General features: G+C 41.8%; 16 protein-coding genes. 1 reads left to right on the top strand and 15 read right to left on the bottom strand.

Going from position 1 to position 19,248, the window contains the following annotated elements; translation table 11 throughout:
- Positions 1-2: 2 nt before the first annotated feature.
- From B2746_RS13290 to B2746_RS13220, 15 genes are all read right to left on the bottom strand, one after another.
- Complete coding sequence (locus B2746_RS13290; protein WP_290794763.1) at positions 3-2,663, bottom strand: hypothetical protein; 2,661 nt, start codon at positions 2,661-2,663, stop codon at positions 3-5.
- Complete coding sequence (locus B2746_RS13285) at positions 2,647-3,750, bottom strand: glycosyltransferase family 4 protein (protein WP_290794761.1); 1,104 nt, start codon at positions 3,748-3,750, stop codon at positions 2,647-2,649. The genes B2746_RS13290 and B2746_RS13285 overlap by 17 nt, the downstream gene beginning before the upstream one ends.
- Positions 3,751-3,765: 15 nt before the next feature.
- Positions 3,766-4,677 (bottom strand): NAD-dependent epimerase/dehydratase family protein, encoded by a 912-nt coding sequence (locus B2746_RS13280; protein ID WP_290794758.1) that lies wholly within the window; start codon positions 4,675-4,677, stop codon positions 3,766-3,768.
- Positions 4,674-5,822 (bottom strand): glycosyltransferase, encoded by a 1,149-nt coding sequence (locus B2746_RS13275; RefSeq protein WP_290794755.1) that lies wholly within the window; start codon positions 5,820-5,822, stop codon positions 4,674-4,676. Before B2746_RS13275 ends, B2746_RS13280 begins: the two co-directional genes overlap by 4 nt.
- Before the next feature lies 1 nt (position 5,823).
- Positions 5,824-6,756 carry a glycosyltransferase family 2 protein gene (locus B2746_RS13270; RefSeq protein ID WP_290794752.1) on the bottom strand — a complete coding sequence of 311 codons (933 nt, stop codon included), beginning with the start codon at positions 6,754-6,756 and terminating at the stop codon, positions 5,824-5,826.
- Positions 6,756-7,418, bottom strand: a complete 663-nt coding sequence (locus B2746_RS13265) for a CatB-related O-acetyltransferase (protein WP_290794749.1) — start codon at positions 7,416-7,418, stop codon at positions 6,756-6,758. Before B2746_RS13265 ends, B2746_RS13270 begins: the two co-directional genes overlap by 1 nt.
- On the bottom strand, positions 7,415-8,797 hold the full coding sequence (locus B2746_RS13260; RefSeq protein WP_290794746.1) for a hypothetical protein: 1,383 nt from the start codon (positions 8,795-8,797) through the stop codon (positions 7,415-7,417). The genes B2746_RS13265 and B2746_RS13260 overlap by 4 nt, the downstream gene beginning before the upstream one ends.
- Complete coding sequence (locus B2746_RS13255; protein ID WP_290794743.1) at positions 8,798-9,421, bottom strand: HAD family hydrolase; 624 nt, start codon at positions 9,419-9,421, stop codon at positions 8,798-8,800.
- Complete coding sequence (kdsB, locus tag B2746_RS13250; RefSeq protein ID WP_290794740.1) at positions 9,399-10,151, bottom strand: 3-deoxy-manno-octulosonate cytidylyltransferase; 753 nt, start codon at positions 10,149-10,151, stop codon at positions 9,399-9,401. Before kdsB ends, B2746_RS13255 begins: the two co-directional genes overlap by 23 nt.
- A 5-nt stretch (positions 10,152-10,156) precedes the next feature.
- On the bottom strand, positions 10,157-11,686 hold the full coding sequence (locus B2746_RS13245) for an aldolase catalytic domain-containing protein (RefSeq protein WP_290794737.1): 1,530 nt from the start codon (positions 11,684-11,686) through the stop codon (positions 10,157-10,159).
- A 24-nt stretch (positions 11,687-11,710) separates the two neighbouring features.
- The gene (locus tag B2746_RS13240) at positions 11,711-13,468 is read right to left on the bottom strand and encodes an ABC transporter ATP-binding protein (protein ID WP_290794734.1); all 1,758 of its coding nucleotides are present in this window, start codon (positions 13,466-13,468) and stop codon (positions 11,711-11,713) included.
- Between the two features lie 17 nt (positions 13,469-13,485).
- Positions 13,486-15,849 (bottom strand): GumC family protein, encoded by a 2,364-nt coding sequence (locus B2746_RS13235; RefSeq protein WP_290794731.1) that lies wholly within the window; start codon positions 15,847-15,849, stop codon positions 13,486-13,488.
- 9 nt (positions 15,850-15,858) lie between these two features.
- Complete coding sequence (locus tag B2746_RS13230; RefSeq protein WP_290794728.1) at positions 15,859-16,662, bottom strand: polysaccharide biosynthesis/export family protein; 804 nt, start codon at positions 16,660-16,662, stop codon at positions 15,859-15,861.
- Positions 16,663-16,682: 20 nt separating this feature from the next.
- Positions 16,683-17,183: a transcription termination/antitermination protein NusG gene (gene nusG / locus B2746_RS13225; RefSeq protein WP_290794725.1), complete on the bottom strand. Its 501-nt coding sequence runs from the start codon at positions 17,181-17,183 to the stop codon at positions 16,683-16,685.
- A gap of 313 nt (positions 17,184-17,496) precedes the next feature.
- Positions 17,497-18,015: an acyltransferase gene (locus B2746_RS13220; protein ID WP_290794723.1), complete on the bottom strand. Its 519-nt coding sequence runs from the start codon at positions 18,013-18,015 to the stop codon at positions 17,497-17,499.
- A gap of 48 nt (positions 18,016-18,063) precedes the next feature.
- Here B2746_RS13220 and B2746_RS13215 point away from each other — a divergent pair, with 48 nt between their 5' ends.
- On the top strand, positions 18,064-19,239 hold the full coding sequence (locus B2746_RS13215) for an acyltransferase family protein (protein ID WP_290794720.1): 1,176 nt from the start codon (positions 18,064-18,066) through the stop codon (positions 19,237-19,239).
- Positions 19,240-19,248: the final 9 nt, after the last annotated feature.

Raw genomic sequence — 19,248 nt, 5'->3', positions numbered from 1 at the left:
GGTTAGTTTTTTTCAACTGAAAAATGACTTATTTCTGCAGATCCTTCCAGAATAGACCACTCCATCCGGTTGCAAGCTTTATTTAACCGAAAATCTGCCTGAATGAAATCGTTTTGTTTGGGTGAAAGGGTCCATTGTTTTTTAACCCCGGTTTCAGGGAAATGGCATTGAATACGAGTACCGGGAGTAAGCGCTTTAAGAACTGCTGTTAGTTTATAATTTCCGGTTTCCAGCGAAAGTCCGTCATAATAAACAGTACCAGCTTCAGCAAGCTGAAGGGATGTGGTTGCATTAATGAAGTTCAATTCTTCGGTTATATTTTTTGTACTACGTTTTACAGCTCCTTTTGCATGGGAAAAGGCAGCTGCTTCCTGGTGCAGGCTGTTTGACCAGTAATAGGGGTGTTCATATTGATGCCAGCCATCGAGCTGGTAGAAAACCGGGGCCGGGGCAGACAAATCAAGTACATAAATACTACCCTGCCTTCTTATGGGAAACTGAATGGTTTTTCCCTCGAGCCGGATACTGGTATTCTTTTTTTCAGGAACATTCCCTGCCTGGTTGCCGGAGGGTTGAATACTCCCATAAATCAGGTATTGCTGTTTCCATTTTCGAACGAGGATCAGTTCATTATCTGCCTGACCTTTAAATCGGAACGAATATCTTTTATCAGCATAATCGGCCGGGTCCAATAATTGGCCACTGCTAAAAAACTCCGGAACCCAGCTACGAAGTGCCTGTGCATAAGCAGGCACTGCTGCCTGGTAGATATAACCTCTTGGATCGTTTGGTCCGGCACCATTGGGCCATTTTCCACCTTTGCCGGTTATATTAAAATAACCGGTATAAAAAAAATCAGCCCCCAACATCACCATTGATTTCAATAAGGCCAGCCATTGGGCAGGCCGGATGTTTTTTTCTTCAGCGGCCCATCCTGCAGAAACAAAGGGTGCAAAAAACAGATCGCCGAATTCTATTTCAGTTTTCCTGCCTTCACTTATAATACCGAATCCGTTAAGTGCGCCTCTTCCAATTGACCAGTTATCCGGTGTTGTGGGATAAAAATCAGGGCTTGGATAGATAATGGAATCGGTCCATTTATTCAGTGTTCTTCTTTGTGCATAATCGGGCCAGTAACCCGGCTGTATGGCAGAAAGATTATAGAAGCTGAATTTTGTATTTGGGGAGCCCAGCGATTCCAGAATAGTTTTTTTGTAGAGCGAATCCTGTCGGAATTGAAAGCGTCCGCTGTAGGCTGCTGCTGTGCGTCCGGATTGTTTAAAATCTTTCCAAACAGGTGGATCTTTCCGTAAATACTCTTCCCGAATGGTATGACCGAAAATTTCACCATTTTCATTGATCAGTGCGGGTGGTTGCTGCAGGTGCTGCATCAATAGTTTAATATAATTCGCACTAACCGCAGCATCTTTCTCAATAATATCCAGTGGCATTAGCGGAGAATGAATTTTTCGGTTACCGCGCAGTATAAAATTACCATTGGCATCTTTCATAAAATAGTTGGATGGAAGATGTTGGTTGCGCAGGTAAGCCAACTTTGAATCCATTCCGATATGTGTAGGGATGTTTTGTGCCTGAACGGTAATCAAAGCAGTGGGATATTGGGGATGTGCATTGGCATATTGAACTAATGCACCTGCCAGGTGATTGGGGTTGGCATAGGCTTTCTTTGCAGCAACCGATGTGGTACGCAGTAAGGGGATTTCGATATAATAGTTCCAGTTCTTTGCCAGCTCATCCATCAGTGCAACGGCGTTATTGGGACGGCTGGTACCAAATCCGGTACCACCTGCAGATGGAAGCTCCCGGTGAAGGAAATTAATATCCATCCAGGACATATTTCTGGGTAAAGAAACGGATGAATAAAAGCGGGGTTTTGGGAAATTGCGAAGTTGCTCTTTCGCCTGAATGGAATAGTTGGGGTAACCCGGTGCAAATTCTTTAAGATCCACACCTGTAACTTGCCCACCAGCGATTGCCGGCATTTTTTTTCCTCCAATTTGCCAACGTTTCTGTATTGCTGATTCAGTGATGGCAGCAGGATAAAAACGAAGTTCATCAATAGCCGAACTATTCCGAAACCCATCATCGCCACTGAGCAGCAGTTCTTCATTTTTATTAAAGATTGAACTAAACCCTTCAGGAGATGCGGCGTCTATCCAGATACGCTTAACCCCTTTTTCAAGATCAACGGTAAATACGAAATGATGCCATTGCTGATCGGTATAATAATTATAGGATTTCCTTCCGGCTCCTTTGAGCGGAATAAGTAAATCCTGATTCTGTGTTTTACCCTGGTTGTTTTGATGTGTAGTACGAAACAGCAGGCTGTTCATACTAAGTTGCAGGAGAAAATAATGGTGACCAAAGCTAAGGAATTGAAACCGATCACCTTTGAACCAAAACTCAACGGTGATCCCTGTTTTTTTATTTCTTGGAAGGCCTGATGTTATAAAAAGGCAATTATTGTTTTGCAGGTCAATTGCCTGGCCTGAAATGCCGGTGATTCTGGTAAGGGGGCATTTATTTTTATTAGTTTCGCCCCTGTCGAATGACCATTCAGAAGAAGGTTTTACCTGTGCGTTTAAACCGATACTGATCACCAGTAATAAAAAGACCAGGCAGGCTTTATTGCTTAAGTGCATAAAATAATTCACGGTGTTTGAACGCAACTGCGTCCCAGGTAAACAAGTCAGTAACTCTTTGGTAAGAAGCCTCCCCCATGGCAATTTTCGCACTGGCTGAACTGGATTCAAAATCCAGCAGAGCTTTTACCAGCGCATCCGCTGATCCGGGTGGAATCAGGTAACCATTTGTTTGATCTACCTGTTCTGCGGTAGCGCCTACATCGGAAACGATGATGGGCATTTTCCAACTCATAGCCTCGAGTACGACGGTGGGCATACCTTCAAACAGGGTAGGCAATACAAAAAGATCATTTTCCTGATATAAGCGATCAATCTCTTCATCCTTCACAAAGCCCAGGAGTTCAACATTTGCCGGACGTGGTTTAGAAAGATATTGCTCATAAAGTGGGCCTTTACCACCCAGTCGAAATTCGAATTTGGAAAGCTGTCCGGATGCGGCAAGCTGATCTATTGCGTTAAATAGTATATCAATTCCTTTATTGGCAGCGAAACGTGCCAGGAACAATACTTTAACAGGTGATGCAGGATTCCGGACCAAATCAGCAGCAGTTGGAGGCAGGTTAATGGCATTGGGAAGAACAGCCAATTGATCTGCGTGAGCGCTGTGTTGTTTTATGATTTCACTCAGTTTTCCGCCCAATGAAATAATTTTTGCTGCATGGGAAAAGAGGTAGTTAAAAATCCATTTGAACGGGATGGCAATGAGGCGATTTTTCCAACCAAGTGCCTGGTAAGGTTCGAGTCCGTGTGGATTAATAATCAACCGATCAGAGAACTGCTTAGATCCTGCCCAGACAGACAAACCCTGTGCGTAAATTATATCAGGTTTTAATTTTTTCAGGCTGGCTTCTACTCTTTGCGAATACCGATAGGTTTCCACCAGGTAGTTTTTATCTGTTGATAGGGGTGCCAGTTTTATTTCTGTTATCTGTGGGGAGTTAAAAATTGTTTCTGTATGCGGATGCAATACGGAGATGCGGAGGTCTTCGTATTTTGACAGTGCTTCAATTAGTAATCTGGAATGTTTTTGCATTCCCCCTGTGATAAAGGGATAAATGCCATCTGTACAAAAAGCAATATGCATGAGCAGCGGGCTGATTTAGGAATTGATGAGGGTTTTGATACCCTGCTCAAGTGAAATTTTGGGAGTCCAGCCGGTAAAACGGGTCAGCTTGCTGATATCGCTCAGGAGGTGCATGCGTTCCACTTTTCTTACTCTGGAAGGATCGCTTTCAATTTCAATCCGCTGGTTCAATTGTGCTTCAAAAGCCTGTACAACTTCAGTAACGGAATATTCAATTCCTCTGCCCAGATTAAAAATTTCAAAACCCTGTTTCATATGTGTTAGCAATGCATCAATGGCATTGGCCATATCGGAGGTATGAATAAAATCGCGCTTTGGTGTCAGATTACCGAGTTTAATGGTACGCAATCCATTATTCACCTGCTGTTGAATTTCCGGAATCAGATGCGGATTGGTTTCATTGGGGCCAAATGCATTGAAGAAGCGGCAGATGATGGTGGTGATATTGGTTTCCTGATGAAATTTTTGCGAAAGCTCCTCACCAGCAAGTTTAGACAACCCATAAATATCCATTGGTTTTTTTTCGGCATCCTCGCTGATAGCTTCATCAATTATCGGATAAACGGCAGCGGTGGATGCGAATAAATATTGCTGAACAGAACCGCAGGATTTAATCGCTTTCAAGAGATTCATGGTTCCCCGTATATTGATATCGGAGGATTCAAAGGGATGTTGATTGCAATAGGGAATAAAATGGATAGCAGCCAGGTGCAATACAATTTCGGGCTGAATTTCCCTGAGTGCGGTTTCCATTGCATCCGCATCGCGGATATCTATCTGATAAAATTGTTGATCAGGAATAGAAATAAAAGCGCGGTTCCCGAAGGAAAGATTATCGATAACAAAAATCGTATGAGCTGATTCCTGTAATTTCTTAATAACTGCTGATCCGATAAAACCGGCTCCTCCGGTAACAAGAATTTTCAATGTATACTGGTTTGTTGAATGATCTGAAGATAATCTGTCAGGTACCTGCTTTTGGAAAATTTCTCTAACGCAAAAGCCTGCATTCTTGTTTTATCTTCCAATGATAATTTTTGAAGTATTGGTGGCAAAGAATCGGAAAGAAAGCCCAGTTTTTCTTCTGAAACATAACCGGAATAATCGCCCAGATTGGGAGATATCAGGACTTTCAGTCCGCATGCGAGATATTCTGCAAATTTAACCGGTGCGGCCACCTGATTGGTAACGGTATCTTCCCGAATCAGTAAGCCATAATCGCATCCCAGCAGATAGGAAGGCACTTCTTCGGGTGCTACGAAGCAGGCTTTTATTCGATTGGGATAGTTGTTGGCAAGTGAACTGATAAAAGGAGTTTCTTTTGAGAGAAAAAGCACCTGAAGTTCAGGCTGATTGTTCAATAATTGCTCCAATAAACTACTGAGCAGATTGCCGGATTGCCAGCCGGCAACAGAACCACTGTAAACCAGTGTAACGCCGGTTGTTGGGAAACCGATTTTTTTTCTGGCAGCATCAATTTGCGAGGTATTGATGAGCACCCGGGAATAGGATTGATCGATGGTACAGGGGATCACCGACTCTTTTCCTTTTTGATAAACAAATTCGGATTGCCAGAAACGAACCAGTTGATTGGAGACGGCAATTCTCCAGTCGGTTTCAAGCACAGCCTGTTTTTCCCAGTTTTTGATGGATGCCTCCAGGTATGGATCCTGAACTACGGAATATTCCTTCCATTCAGCACTAATGGCGCCCCTGCCGTCAAATAAAACGCTGTTGGTGAGTCCTTTTTTCTTTGCTTCCAGGGCCAATAAAGTTGCCAGCACATTTCTGCCCATGATTAATTGCGGGCGTTTTGATTGCAGGCGGAGAATAACAAAGAGCAGGAACCGGTTCATGCGCCAGTTCCGAAGTTTGGGAAGCATGGGTAGTACAATTGCCTGAGGTGCGTGTTGCCGGATTTGTTGGCGGTTGTTAAAGAACCCACGGATTGAAATAAATGCCACCAACCAAACATTATGGCCGGATTCGGCCTCCAGAAAATTCACAAAATCTGTTACCTGACTTTTATAAACACCGGATGGCTGATCGCCAAAACTGAGGTATATCACCATTCTATTGGTCCTGCCGGATCAAATTTAATTTTGTAAATAAGGAAAATCCCAGGTATTGCAGCAGGATGGCTTTTGATTTACTGATACCAAAGCCGGCCTGCGGTTTCCACCCGGAAAAATCCAATAAATTATAATACTCCAATGCTTTTTTTCGATTGTATCTGGCTAAAACGAGCAGGGATGAAAGCAAGTAGGTACAAAACATATTTTTTTGTTGTTTGTACGCTGCCGGCTGCTTTTTGCGAAATTCTCTGATAAAATGTAAGCGGGTATGCAGGAGCTGAATCCATCTTTTGGAAGGATCGGTTTGGGATATCTGACCTGTTTCCCGATCTCGCAGGAGGGTGAGGGGAGTTGAATCAAACTGAATCGGACAATCTGCCAATACCAGTCGCAACATCAGGTCAGCTTCCTGGGAGCTTTGAATGCTTTCATCCCAGCCATTAATTTTATCGAGCCATTTTTTCTCCCACAAATTGGAGCAGGTAGTTCCTGCTCTGCCGGTAAAGACGGCTATAGCTGGTTGTTCCTGATATAATTCATACAGCATTTGCTCACCGTTTATTTTATTGCGGATTGCAGTAGCTGCAATGAACCCCGAAAATCCATTCAAACTGATCTGGCGGATCTGGCTGCTTATTTTGTCAGGCAGCAACAGGTCATCTGCATCGAGGAATTGAATCCATTCTCCCCTGGCATGCTGAAGGCCTTTATTTCTTGCGGCATTAGCCCCTTTTTTTGGTTCCTCCAGAATGATCAGTTCCTTGTATCGATCTGTTTTTAACTGATTTAATTTTTTCAACGTTGAATCTGATGAATTGTTATCAACGCAGATCACTTCAAGGGAGGAATAATCCTGATTATATACTGATTGCAGACATTCCTCAATATAATCAACCACATTATAACAGGGTATTATAACCGAAACAAGCATTAATTTTTTCTATTTATTGGTATACGCGCTGCGTCCTGCAAATGAGGTAATTCAAGAATTTGGTCGAGGGGAAGGTTCCACCAGGAACTTTCCAGCAATTGCTGAACAATCGTATCGGGAAAACGCATCCCTATAGGTTTGGCCGGTACACCCGCCACAATGGAATAAGGCGCAACATCTTTAACTACAACGGCTCCTGCTCCGATAATGGAACCGGTACCAATGGTAATACCCTCCATTATGAGCACATTAGCAGAAATAAGCACATCATGTCCGATGACCACCTTTTTTTGCGAATTGGGAAACGATGCGGAGTTTTGCAACAAGCCTCTTGAAGCCGAATAAAAAAGTGGACTTGTTGATAAAAAATGTTTGGGGTGAGCCGCAAGACCAATTTTTACTCCGGAAGAAATTGAACAAAAATCTCCGATGCTTTCCGTATTGTAGATCAGTGTGGTGTTTCCGATATAAAGTCCCCGGCCGAGATAGGAAGGATTGCCTTTCAAGTCACAGTTAGATTCAATAAGGCTGTATTCCTTCAATTGTTTTTCCCAGGCAGGGTTCAGCAGACTTTGGATGCTGGATCCCTTTATTCTTTTTTGCTGTTTATAAAGTGCAAAAGCCAGGCTTAGGCTGGATAGTTGTTGTCTTAAAAAACTCATATCAGTTTCTTATCAGTGCCGGGTGGGAATTTTGCAAAAAAATCATCCCTGTTCAACTCTTTATGCGTTGGACGAAGGGCTTCAAATTTTTCAATCGGGTCATCTGCGGGTTGTAATAAATAGGCTACCCCTGCTGCAACAACATCTTCAATAAAGCCTTTAAATTTTTCGTCCACATCTAGGCAAAAATTCAGGGTACCGGTACCTATTGCTTCAAATAAAGTATTCGAATATATACTGATCTGAATACTGGCCTTTCGTAAACACTCAGCTATATTGATTTGCTTACCGACCAGTTCAATGGTCTCCAGACTGCCAAACGCATCGTAGTAAACCTGATTATTTGGATCCCCGGGATGTAATTTTATCTGGATTCTCCAACCGGGGTGCAGCCGGAGTTGTTTTTCGAGTTGCTTTATATAAGGAATAAAAACGGCTTGGGTATTGGAACTAAGTGCGATCAGCAGGATTTTTTCTTTTTGATCAGCTTTCTGTTGAAATGAAGGACGCGATATAAAATCGCCTGCAACTTTTATTTGTTCTTTTTTAAATTCATCCCCATTCAATAATACGTTTTTCCAATAGTTGCCCCATACCCATATTTCATCCGGCAGTAACTTATCACCTTTTACTTTATTAACAATGGTAGGATACACATAAAAATTAGCTCCTTTACTGATTACACCATGTTGCAATTCAATTATACGAATACCTGCTTTGCGGAATGCATAAACCAGGGCTTCATTCTGATAAGCCGGATAAATAAAGGCGGTTTTAACCGGACTGTTTTTAATAACTGAATAATACAAACGGGCTTCTCTCCAAAAATTTTCCAATGCAAGTTGAATTTCAACATGATCTCCAGGGTGTAAAGCAGCAGCATGAATGAGCTGATGGTAAAGTTCCCGAAGCATTTTTACGCATTCATAATCAAATTCGCTAAATCGGATTCTCAGGGATAGCCAATCCGGAAGTATTGAATCGTGTTCAATTGAAGTTGCTGCTGTAAGCGAACTTCTGTAATGGATATGACAGTTTTGCCTGCCGAGATAGGACAGCAGTTTTTCTATGTAAATATTTTTTTCTTTTCCGCTTTCAGGATCCTTTATAAAGCGGATTGGGCAAATCAGGAGGTATTTTTGTTGCGAGGATATAACTGGAAATTCCTTGTATTTCCGAAATGCTTTCAGATTCAGGTAGAGTTGCTGAACCCAGATGGGGGCTAAAAAAAGAATTTTGGCATTTTTCTTTTTGTTTCGATCAGAAAGTCTTGCATATAATGCCGACTGGATGACACGTAGCAGGTTCCAGCTACCGGATTGAAAAATTTCCGGGTCTTTAAATCGTTCAAAAAAAGCACTTTTGGAAATTTGTTCCATTCAGGAAATAGAGAAGGTTTGAAAAGAATGGATATACCCCTTGCCAATACCTTGCAAAGCAGGGTTATTAAATCCATAAAAATCAATTTGATTAACGGATGCTGCTTCAAAATCGTTTAAGGCATCCCCAATAAGGATCGCTTCATCAGGCTTAAACGCAAACTGCTTTAGCAGGTTACCAACAATTTGTTTTTTGGGCGTGGGGGAACCAAAAACTGCTTCAAAAAAAGAATGAATACCAAGTTCTTTGCAAAGAAAACGAAGTTCATTTTCATCAGAACCGGAAGCAATGAAGTAGCGATAGCTGGATTTATTTTCCTGAATAAACCGGATTGTTTCTTCAATTAATCCTGCTTTGTCAGTCAATTTATCCCGCATAATTACAGAAAATGCATTGGCCAGCCGCAATATATCCTCCTGTGAAAATTCCTGTTTAATTATGGTAGTATAGAAATATTCAAATTTATGGTAGCGTGACAAACCGCCGTTACGTTCATGATATTCCAATAATTCATTCACTTTGTCTGTTGGATACTCTTTGAGTACCTCAGCAAATCCCAGTTTCCGAATGGGCATGGAATCAAGAATTACTCCGTCAAAATCAAATATAATAGTCGTCACCATAGGTTTCTAAAAAACGTTCTACAATTTGTACGTCTTCGGGCCTGTCAACCGCCATTGTTTTGGAGAAAAATTCGACCATTTGAACAGGCACATCAAAATCAAAAAAGCGAAGAATTTCGATGTCTTCCTGAAATTCAAATTCAGGTTTTACTTTAACCGTATTAAACAGACGAAGCTGGTCCAATGTGAATCCATATATGCAAATCTGTTTATAATAAACCGGAGGATGGTCAGCATCCGGATTTTTTACTCCGGGAAGCGGCAACCTTGACATGTACAAAAGTTTACCGGAGCTATTGACAAGCACTTTAGGAATATTTACATCCCATGGATCTTCTGTTTCATTTAATTTGGCCATTCCGTTAATAATGGCAGCTGGAAATTTTGCTTTTAATTCAGCAACTGTCCGGATATCATCCGGATTTACGACTGGTTCATCACCCTGAATATTGAGGTAGAAATCTGCCGGAATTTTTTCCGCTGCTTCCGCTAAGCGATCCGTTCCTGTCAGGTGTTCATCCGAAGTCATAATTACCTGGTAGCCGGCATCCTTAACCAGGTTATAAATGATTTCGCTTTCTGTGGCAACATAGGTGTTTTCTTTTCCAAGTGCAGTTGCCACTTTTTTAGCAACCCGCAAAATCATTGGCACTCCTTTTATAACTACCACAGGTTTTCCCGGGTAACGGGAAGAAGCGTAGCGGGCAGGTATAATTCCAACTGTTCTCATGGCATTCAGGTTAAAAGGGAATATATGGACAACTGATCGAGGTTCTTATAGCGGGAAGGAGTAATTGAAACAACCCGTACTCCAAGGTTTCTGAATTTTTTAAAGAGCAAATCATTCTCTTTGGCTACTTCAAATTCAATTGAGCTTGGCTCTGAATTATAGCCATCGAAACCGGCTATTATTATTTCGGTTGGTTTATACAGCAGTGCTGTTTCAAGTGCTAGTCGGAGGTGCGATTCCTGTTCATCCGGAGTCAATTGCCAGCGGGGAAGTTCCACTGCGTGATCGATCCAATCCTGCGGAACCTGGGTACCCATTTGTCTTGGGAAGGGTGCGTACATAAGTATGGAATTCCCTTTTAACTGATGATTTATAGTAGCATCCAGACGATCTGCCTCCTTTCCCTGGATACAATAAATTTTTTTAAGTGTTTTATTCTGGAAAACCGGTACATGTTTGGAGCTTGAAAAGACCAGGACATCAATACCAGCCACATCCAGGTAACGTAAAATTGCTTCCTGATGAAGAAGTATACTTTGACCTCCACCAATTACCAGGCATTTTTTATCACCCCCATCATCAAATACCGGCAGTTTAACATTGTCTTCCACACCTGATTTTTTATTGATGAGTGCCTGCAAAATTCCGTTGTAGGAATAGAAACGTTTGGTTGTCCAATCCATTACCTCTTTTTGCGGAAGTGAATAGGCGCCAGAAACCATATAGGGCAAATTGGTGCCCCAGCCATAGTCTTTTCTTAATTCTTCAAATGCGGAAACGGCTTTGCTGAGTGCATTAAAATCGACCTGCATACCTTTGGAAGACAGGTAAGTAAGCAGGAGTTCTGTTTTTAGGTTTCCGGCTCCTCTTCCCATACCGGTGATCGTTGCATCAATATATTCCACACCGTTATCCAGAGCGGCAATAGTATTGGCCAGTGCCATTTCCATATTATTATGCCCATGAAAACCCAGGGGAATTGAAGTGCCGGATTTTACTATTTGTATGATCTGTTTCAATTGGTCGGGTAAAATTCCTCCATAGGAATCAACCAGGTAAACAACATCTACCACATCTGTTGGGATTTCCGATAGTTTTGCCAATACAGTTGTATCATTGGCAATTTTTGAAATATACATCAGATTAAAAGCCACCTTAATGCCGATTTTTTTTATGGCAGCAGCAAGTGCAATTCCTTCTTCAATTTTGGTTGGGGCCACGGTAATCCGAACCATGGCTACTTTATCTTTTATTCCGGAAAGCAGTGCTTCCATATCACCCGGGAGGCAATTTTTTTCATCAATTATGAAAACCAATTGCTTTTTCAGTATTGAAGCTATCCGATTTACGAGGTAATCGGGGCAATAATAAAACCGTCCCTGGTAACCAGGTTCGGGTTTTGCCCTGTATCCGATTTCAACATAATCAATAGGGCTTTCATTCATTGCCCTGAGGTAAACCTGGAGCAGGTCATCGGAGAAGTCCCAATTGGTATAATATCCGCCATCACGTAAGGTACAATCCAGCAGCTTCATATATAGCTCAATTAAATTATCAGATTATTTTAAACTTTCGTATTGTAAACTGTCCACTACCTTACCGGCGTCCATACGATAAATCCGATCAGTGTGCCGGAGCGTTGAGAACCGATGGGCAATTACAATTATGGTAATTCCTGTTCCTTTTAAACGATGAATTGTTTGATTAATTTCATCCTCTGTTTCATTATCCAGGGCGGAGGTTGCTTCATCCAGAATAATCACCGAGCTATTATGGTAAAGTGCTCTTGCTATAATCACCCGTTGTTTTTGTCCACCGCTGAGATTTTTTCCCAGCTCATCAATTTCCAACTCAAAGGGGTCTTTATTTTTGACGAAGCTGCTTAAGGAGGCTCCTTCGATTGCCCTGTTCAGTCTTTCCCGATCAATTTCTGTTTCCAGAAAAGCGATATTGGAAGCAAGGTTTCCTTTTTCCAGGTAAGGAGATTGCTGCACATAACTGATCTGGTTCATCCAGCCTCTCCATTGATTCTGGTTAAGTGGCTGACCATCAATGGATATTTTTCCACTATCCGGTTTATAAAACCCGATCAGTAAATTAACCAACGTTGATTTACCTGAACCTGATTTACCAATCAGGCCAATAATTTCACCTTTTTTAATATTCAGGGAAATGTTATCCAGCACCCGATGGTTGGATTTTTTATAGACAAAGCTGATATTCTCCAGTTTAATTTCCTCATTGAACAAAACAGGCACCTGCAATTCGTCATTGCCAACTTCCGGATCCTGGTTTCTTGTAAGCGGATCCTGGAAAACCTTGAATAAATAACTGTATTGTTCAAGTTGCATGAGAGACGGCATTATCTTAGTCAATGAAGGAATAAGGCGATAACCGGCTGCGGCATAAATAGTAATTAGCGGGAGTATCTGAGTTGTATTTTTTGAGATATAAGTACCATAAACAAAGATTACCAGTAACCCCAAAATAGTGACCAGTTCAAAAAGTTTGGCGGGTACAATTGCCAGAACATTTGTTTTAATATTAATAATATTCAATTTTGCCAATACCTGACGGTATTCCTGGATCAACAGATTTGTTTTATTTCTGAGTCGAACATCAATTAGACCAAAAATACCTCTGTTACTATTAGAATAAAGTTCCGGCGTAAATTCATGCTGTTGTTGTCCATAGGCTCTGAGTTTTCTTTTAACCATGAGTTGAAAAAGAAAAACCACCGGGAAGATGGTACAAGCGATCAACAATAGCACTTCGATATTGTAAAGTGCAATTCCTGTAACAATGAACAAAACCACCACCAATTCTGCGGTAATCAGCAAAATAGGTAATACCAGAAAACGGGCAAAATGTTGCGGACTTTGAGTGAGTTCCCGAATAATTTTTGATGAATCCAGTTTTGAGATTGTTTCCAGTTCAGCATGCAGATAATAGTGAAATGTTTTTTGACCGATGTATTCTGCAATTTGAAAACCGAATTTGGACTGAACCCGCTGACTGTACACAACAAAGAGCGTTCTGAAAACCATAAAAACAAATCCAACTAGAAACAATTGAAACAGGAATGAATCGGGATTATTCGCAGGAAAAAAGCCACTGATGGATCCAAGTAATCCCTTATTCAACAATTCGGGTTCTGCTACAGCCGATATAATTGGAATAAAAAGTGCCAGTCCGGCAATATCAACAATACTGGTAACAATAATCAATGCCAATAACCACCAAAACTTTCGTTTTAATTTTTCCGGCAGAATATGAAGGACCTTTTCATATGTACTAAAAAGAATAAATTTTCGCATAGCTCTTTTTAACTGGGCTATTTACGGGAAAACCATTTTTTCCAGATGGGCATGGGTGATTCAACACTAAGATCAAAGTAACCACTTCCCTTTTCGGCTTTGCCGAAAGCATATCCATACCCATAGCCATATCCGACACCTCTCTGCATTTGCACGTCGTTAATAACTACGGACATGGAAGGCAGCCGCTTGTTTAAATAAAGACTATCAATTAATTCCGTCACTTTTTTTATAGTGTAATGCTGGCGTACGATATACAAGGTAGCATCTGCATATTTTCCTAAGGTAATTGCATCACTCACAACGCCAACCGGGGCTGAATCGATTACAATTACATCAAAATTTTGTTTTGCCCATTTAAAAAGCTGATCCATTTTTGGCAGCAGCAGCATTTCCGAAGGATTGGGTGGAATTACTCCACAGGGAAAAACATATAAGCCTTCCACATCTTTTACTTTCACCACCAGGTCTTCTTCATTTTCATTGGTAACAAGATAGCTGCTTAAACCCATCCGGGTTGAAACATTTAAATTGGAAGCAATTTTCGGTTTTCTGATATCAAACTCAAATAAGAGCGTTTTTTTGCCGGCAAGTGCGAATGCGGCCCCGATATTGGTACTGATAAATGATTTCCCTTCTCCACTCATTGAGGAAGTTACCAGGATGGTTGGCTTGTTGGTTTGATTGGCCAGGTAAGCCATATTTGTGCGAATAGACCTGAACTGTTCTGTTATATAACTACGGTTCTGCTGCGTAACCAACAAGGGGCTTGGATTGTCGGATGTGCCAACTTCCCCGGCAATTGGAACCTGGGTGTTTTTCTCAATATCACTCCGCATACTTATTTTATCATTCATAAATCCTATCACGGCGATGATTAGGATAGGCAGAACCAATCCGGCCAATATAAATTTAATATACACTGCACTAGGGATAGGAGCTACCAGTTTCCCTCTGTGTGTGGCTTTTTCCAGCAGTGTTGAGTTAGGTAGCACAGCAGCAGAAGCAATTGCCACTTCCTGTTTTTTCGAAAGCAGGAGCAGGTATAATTCTTCCTTAATTTTTTGTTGTCTTTCTATATTTAAAAGTTTTCGAACTTTACCAGGCACTGATACTGCTTTACTTTGAGCGATTGTATACCGATCCTGCAACTGATTTAATAAAATATCATAGGATTTTTCGACACTTACCAAAGCTTCGCTGATATCAATTTTAATTTTATCGATACTGGCCTGCATTTCAACAATTTTCGGATTTTGTGCGGGCGTTGATTTCAGCAGGGCTGTTTTTTGCAGCTGTAATTCATTATAGGCGGTAATGAGCGCCGTGAGAGTGGGCTCTTCCACACCCAGATTAACCGGAACGGTTGCGTCTGTATTTTCTTTACTGTTAATATAGTTTTTTAGCCACTGTAAAACTTTTTTTCTCACTGAAACATCATTGGTGCGGGTTTCCAGATCAGCCATTGAATTAACATACATTTCTGATTGTACACCAAGTGTAATTCCCTGATTGCGTTCCTGAAATTGTTGAATTGATCCTTCAACTCCTGACAACTCCGATTGCATGGAATCAAGTCTTTCATCAATGAAACGTATCGTTCCTAAAGCGATGGCATTTTTATCTTCAACGGTTGCCTTTCCATATTCAATCATTAAGGTATTTACAATATCAGCAGCCAGTTTTACATTGGTGGACTGATAAGAAATATCAAGAATATTAGCGTACTCATTGCTTTGTTTAACTGTGATATGAGGAATAATTCTTTCTGCAACTATGTCAAGCGGACTATAATCAATCTGAAAGAATTTGGTATCATAATCAACCAGGTGCTGAGGGTTGAGATGAATTCTGAATACACCTTTTTTATCTTCCAGAATGGCACCAAACTGTCTTGGATCCTGCTCTTCATTCAGCAAATATTCTTTTTCATTTAAAACGGTAATTCGGAAAACAGCTGAACTGGAATCTCTTTTTTTCAATACTTCCAGACGTAATGGAGATTCGGGATATGCAAGGGTTGAGTTTACTTTTCCAATGCCGGTGTATTGGATATTCAATCCCAGTTCCTGAACGATTCTTTGAACAAAGTTGCTGGATTTAAGGATCGCCATTTCATTATTCAAATTTGGGCCGGCATCCATTAAAAACAATCTGTTGAACTTTTCATCACTGGTGCTTACTGCATTTTCGCCTTTTATTATCATTTGGCCTTTTGCTGTAAATTCATCGGGTGTGTAGCGCAGGTAAATAAAAGCTCCAATCAGGCTCAACGCCAAGGACAATAGAATCCAGGGCAGGTATTTCAAATTCCTGTAAACAAACTCCATAGGAGTAAACTCCTGCTTATTGAGCTCAAATTGTTCAGCCGGGTTTTCCATATTCATGAATTATCTTGCAATTAAGGTTATAACCAATGCAGCAACAGAAACAAGACTGCTGGCTATGGTAATATTCCGCATCAATACCTGCTCATTACCTGTAGGCTTTTTCCTATTAGGTTCTATATAAATAAAATCATTCTGCTGAAGGTAAAAAAACGGAGAAGAATAAAGATCCGCTGTTCTAAGGTCAATTCTTCCGGTAATCCGTTTGCCATCAACTTCACGTACGATAAGTACATTATCTCTTCGTGCAAAAGGGGTAAGATCTCCTGCAAGTCCTATTACATCCAGGATGGAGATTTTTTGATCAGGAAATTCAATCATTCCAGGCCTTAATACTTCACCCATTACCGTAACACGAGCATTGGTAAAGCGAACAATTACATAGGGGTTTTGCAGATAGGTTTGTAATCGCGCCGTAAGCTGATCTGCTACCTGCTTTTTTGTAAGGCCCACTACTTGCAGTGATCCCAAAGAATGAAAGTAAATCTGGCCAGTATTATCTACCTGATATCCTCTTCCCATCAGTGTTAATGCAGCGGCTCCTGCATTTCCGGCGACTGCACCGGAACCTCCGGTTTGAGCCTGATTATAGATTTCAGTTGCTTCTTTGTTATCGCTATAAACAAGAATAGTTAACAAGTCGCCTTTTTGAATGATTAAATCAGGAACTTTGAGGGCTTCAATATTTGCAGTATCAATGCCCTGTAGAATTACACGTTGCTCATGATTTTTTTTCGAAGCACCGCAGGCAACTAATAAAAAGAGTGCAGTAACCATTGCTGCACCCAGGTAAAGCTTTTTCAGCATGTAGAATTAGTTATAATAGTTCATTTCAACGCCACTTTTTCCTTATCCATAAAAGCCACGAGTTTGCAACCCAGACTTTCAATCAACACTTCCACTCTTTTTTTATCAGCAGAAACCACTGTTCCCTGCTGCTCCATGAAAACACCGGAGGTTATGACAACCTTATCACCGGGTCTTGGTTCTGCTAATTGCTCAACATGAACGTTCTGATGATCGTTCATGAAGCGTTTGATTTTTTCTATTTCATCTTCGCGAACCTGTGCAGGTTTTCCCAGCCAATACACAAAATTCACCACACCGTCCACAAAACGCACATTTGCCTTCTCTTCGTCTGCGACTCTTACAAAAACATAACTTTTAAAAAGAGGTTCTTCAACGGTTTTGTAGCGATCGCTCCATTTTTTACGCACTTTATTCAAAGGACAGTAGGCCTGATAGCCTTTTTGAGCAAGCAAATCAAACACTTTTTTTTCCCATCTTGGCTTGGTATATAAGGCATACCAACTGATCTTTTTGTTCATACCATCCCTGATTTCATTCGATGCAATTTAGGCATAGCTTCGCCTCCTCAGTCCCATCTGCCTGATTTTTCTCCCTCCACCCGTCGGTTATATCCACCCGCCGGGTAATTACCCGGCGGGTGGATATAACCGACGGGTGCAAATAAAAAAAGCAAGGGAGTAAGCGGTTCGCCCTCCTTTGCTTCAATACGTTAGCCTTTTACCATCATGACCTTATGCGAGGTCAGCAATTTATTCACAGGTTGTATTTTAAAGGGTCTAGTCAATGGTGATGGGTACTGCACCATTTATTAACAAATATAGGGGAAAACTATTATTGGTCAGGGGGCTGAGTTGAGCTATTCCCTTCTTTATCAACCCATCCGGTTTGTTTTGCCGGGTTGCCGAGCACCTTTGCAAAAGGGGGTACATCTTTGGTTACGACGGCTCCGGCACCTATGAATGCATAGGACCCAATGGTGATGCCGCATACAATGGTGGCATTCGCGCCAATACTTGCACCACGTTGCACCAGGGTAGGCCGGAATTCCAGTTTACGTTCAATAAATGCTCTGGGATTGATGACGTTGGTGAATACCACCGATGGACCGATAAAGACATCCTCTTCCAGTACTACTCCATTATAGAGCGATACATTGTTCTGAATCTTGCAGCCGCTCCCGATTTCGACCTTGTTATCGACGAAAACATTTTGTCCGAGGATACAGTTGTCTCCCACCCGGGCGCCGGGCATGAGATGGCAAAAATGCCAGATCCGGGTACCGGCACCGATTTCAGCACCGGGATCGATTACGGCAGTGGGGTGGATGAAGGGGGAGGGTGTTTTTTCCATTCGGTGGATTTTAACAAATATGCTAATTTCCGATTTAAATTGACTGCATTGACAACAATCGCCCAACCAGCTGGCAATTCAGGCCAGCGTTTTTTTTCGCTGGATGTTTTTCGCGGAGCAACGGTGGCTTTTATGATACTGGTGAACAATCAGCCGGGTGCTTCCTATTCTCCTTTGCACCACGCTCCCTGGCATGGGTGTACGCCGACGGATCTGGTATTTCCGTTTTTTCTTTTTGCGGTAGGGAATGCCATCGCCTTTGTTTTACCCAAGCTGGAAGCGATGAATCGATCGGCTGCAGTTTGGAAGATTGTTAAGCGCGGGATCCTGATCTTTTTGATTGGGTTGCTGCTGAACTGGTTTCCGTTTGTGAAATGGGAGAATGGGGAATTGGTTGGAAAATCCTTCGAAACGCTTCGGATTTTTGGTGTACTGCAGCGGATTGCGCTTGCCTATCTTTTTGGGGCGCTGATCATTTATTTTTTCAAAGCCCGGTTATCTTTTTTGATTGCAGCCTTATTGCTACTGGGTTATTGGGTACTGACAGTTATGGCCGGGGATCCTGCTGATCCTTATAGTTTGGAAGGTTTTTGGGGTACGGGTTTGGATCGGGTGATACTGGGTGAGAATCATATGTACAAGGGAGAAGGCGTGGCGTTTGATCCGGAGGGAATTGCCAGTACCATACCGTCTGTTGCTCAGGTGATTCTTGGGTTTCTGGTGGGTGATTATATCCGTCAGAAAGGGAAAAATTCGGATATGGTAGCCAATCTTTTTGTTGCGGGTGTGGTGCTTTGGCTGGCGGGTATGGCATGGGGACTTAGTTTTCCGATCAATAAAAAAATCTGGACGAGCTCTTATGTTTTGTATACGGTGGGATTGGCAACCCTGATTTTGGCAACCCTGATTCAACTGATTGAGTTCCGTGGCTGGAAGGGTGTTGTGCCGAATTTTTTTGATGCGTTTGGGAAGAATCCACTGTTTATTTATGTGCTGAGTGGAGTGATCCCGAAATCGATGTGGCTGATCCGGATTCCAAATGGTGTAACGGATGCCGGTGAACCGAAATTTACGAATCCGATGGGTTGGTTTTATGAATATATCTGCAAGCCGATCAGTAATCGTTTGGAGAATGCTGCGCTGCTTTATTCTCTATCGCTGATTTTCCTGCTCTGGCTTATTGCCTGGTATATGAACAAGCGCCGCTGGTACGTCCGCGTTTAGCCTTTCACC

This window comes from Flavihumibacter sp. UBA7668 (assembly GCF_002483205.1).
In the GTDB taxonomy this organism is placed as follows: Bacteria; Bacteroidota; Bacteroidia; order Chitinophagales; family Chitinophagaceae; genus Flavihumibacter.
This window is presented reverse-complemented; position numbering and strand designations above follow the sequence as displayed.